2 protein-coding genes are annotated in these 2215 nt (G+C 63.5%); one reads left to right on the top strand and one right to left on the bottom strand.

The window, feature by feature from the left end; all coding sequences use genetic code 11:
- Window positions 1-389: 389 nt before the first annotated feature.
- Window positions 390-1418, top strand: coding sequence for a hypothetical protein (locus AC1DYI_RS33320; RefSeq protein ID WP_477208391.1), 1029 nt, complete (start codon window positions 390-392; stop codon window positions 1416-1418).
- 60 nt (window positions 1419-1478) lie between these two features.
- Here the strand turns inward: AC1DYI_RS33320 and AC1DYI_RS33315 are convergent, their stop codons facing one another.
- Window positions 1479-1844, bottom strand: coding sequence for a PilZ domain-containing protein (locus tag AC1DYI_RS33315; protein ID WP_477208390.1), 366 nt, complete (start codon window positions 1842-1844; stop codon window positions 1479-1481).
- Window positions 1845-2215 lie beyond the last annotated feature (371 nt).

Genomic DNA, 2215 nt, shown 5'->3' with positions numbered 1-2215 from the left:
CGGATGCGAGGGGCATGGCCGTGAGGGGCGGGTCTCCTGACACAACACTGCCGGCTGGTCATTTTTGACAGCAGTGAATCGGGGCAGGGCTAACGTTACATTGTTGCGGAGTGTCGCTGAACCATTGAGCAGGCCATCAGGCCGCTGCACAATCCGGCCAAACAGGCGGCTGCCCGGAGTTGCATGTTTATCTAACGCGTTATCTGAGCGCTAGATGATCGATTCGGGGGGGGCACGGAGTGCCGGATTCCGAAGCGCTTCAGCGCAATGACGCCGACGCCCGTCGCAGGTCACCGGCAAGCCTGTGATCGGCGGCATGAGCTACGCCTTCACCACCGAGCCGGTGACCGGCTGAAGGCGATGTTCCACCTGATCAGGAGACGTGTCCCATGAACCGCAGGCAACCCAACATCTCTTTCTCCACGCCGCTGGCCGCGGCGGCCTTCACGCTGCTCGCTGGCGCGTCGCAGCCCAGTCTCGCTGCCCGGTACACCATCGAGGCCATCGACGGCGGCGAAGGAAAGACGGTCGCGCTGCACGACATCAGCCCCAACGGAAAGATGACGGGCGAGTGGTGCTGCAACGCCCGCAGCCACGAACAACCCTTTGTGATCCGCAACGGTCAATTCAAGAAGCTGGCCGTCCAGCCGGATGAAACCGCGCGCGGTTGGGCCATCAACAACCTCGGCGTCGTGATGGGCGAGAGCTACTCCGATTCGAACAGCCTGAGAACTTTTTACGAAGACGACAGCGGCCGGCACTACATCGAGTCCGACGTCCGGTTCGTCGGCCGGGAGATCAACAAGGTCGGGCAGATTCCGGGCTACAGGATGGCCGTGGACGGTTCGTTCTACGAGGCGGTCGTCTACTCGATCAGCGACGCCAGCTTCACCACCATTCCGGGCGATCTCGGCCAGGTCACCCCTGCGGCCATCAACGACTCGGGCACGGTCGTTGCAGATGTCTCGACCAGCTCGAAGACCGGTTGCTACATCTACCAGAACAACGTGCTGACCGAGCTGCCCGACCTGGGCGGCCGCTACTGCTTTCCCGCGGACATCAACAACAAGGGCACGGCAGTGGGCATTGCCGCCCTGCCTGACGATCGGGTGCATGCGGTGAAGTGGGAGAACGGCGTCATGACCGACCTGCTGCCGGACAGCTACAAGAGCTGGGCCCTGCGCATCAACAACCACGGCCAGATCGTTGGGCGGATCAAGTTCGACCATCCCGTTTCGGAGAAGGCTTTCCTCTACGAAGGAACGAAGATGACGCTGGCCAAGGATCTGCTGAGCCCTGCCGACACCGCCCACTGGTCCGACTTCTTCTTCCGCGGCATCAGCGACAAGGGCGAGATCATCGGGGACGGAAAGCTCGACGGCGTTGCACGAGCGTTCATCATGCGGCCGGTGCCTTGAGCGCAGCGGCTCCCGCTCTCGGTTCCTGCTCGCGGCAACCCGCTTGGGGCCCGGGCGCGGCTACGCGGCGAGAAACTGCTCGATCAGGTGGGCGTTTTCCGCAGAGACGTTGATCAGTTCAAGGCCGACCCGGAAGCCGTGGGTGCTGCTGCGCATTGCATGCGTGACAGAGGCGTGCAAGCGAAGCATGTGGCCATGGCCGTCGACTGGCAGGGTGAGCACGACGTAGCACTCGGCCTTGGCGGCCAAGGCCTCGTCGACCTCGATCGCCAGGCCCCGCACGCCGATGTCGACGGTGCGGGCGGTCAACTGCTTGCCCGCCACCACCATTCCGGCCGGGACGCTCAACGGTTTGCGGATCCCTCTGCGCCGATCCAGCGCGTCCGCGATGGCGGCTTTGATCGCTTCACGCTTGTCATCTGTCATCGGGGCACTGCTCGTCCAAGTCGATTGTTCAATCGCCGCGCGGACAGTGTCCGCTGCGGCGACGCCTGGTTCTGGAGGGAAGGGATGTCACGTTTTCGGCAGGTCGCCGTTGAACTTGAGGAGAAGAAACCCGCGTTTGATGCCGGTTTCTCCGGCGGGCCAAGATCCGGTTTGCCACATCCTTTCGGTCGGTCAGGCGTGGAAATAGCTCGCGTGCTCGGTGTCGTGCGCCTTTGAAGAAGCTTCGACCTGCCGGCCAGGAAGAGATGGTCGCGACGGTCAGCTCCGCCGCCGTCGCGCCGCCTCATTCAAGCCGGATTTGCCCCGACGTTCGGTGGGCGGTGTCCAATGCCCGCCCCTGCGGAACGCTG

The organism is Ideonella sp. P3_A4, assembly GCF_056403075.1.
Note: the sequence above shows the minus strand (reverse complement) of the source record. Positions and strands in the feature narration are given on the sequence as shown.

Coding starts and splice junctions, on each gene's coding strand:
- AC1DYI_RS33315 (WP_477208390.1), bottom strand. CDS start 1,844: ATGACAGATGACAAGCGTGAAGCGATCAAAGCCGCCATCGCGGACGCG.
- AC1DYI_RS33320 (WP_477208391.1), top strand. CDS start 390: ATGAACCGCAGGCAACCCAACATCTCTTTCTCCACGCCGCTGGCCGCG.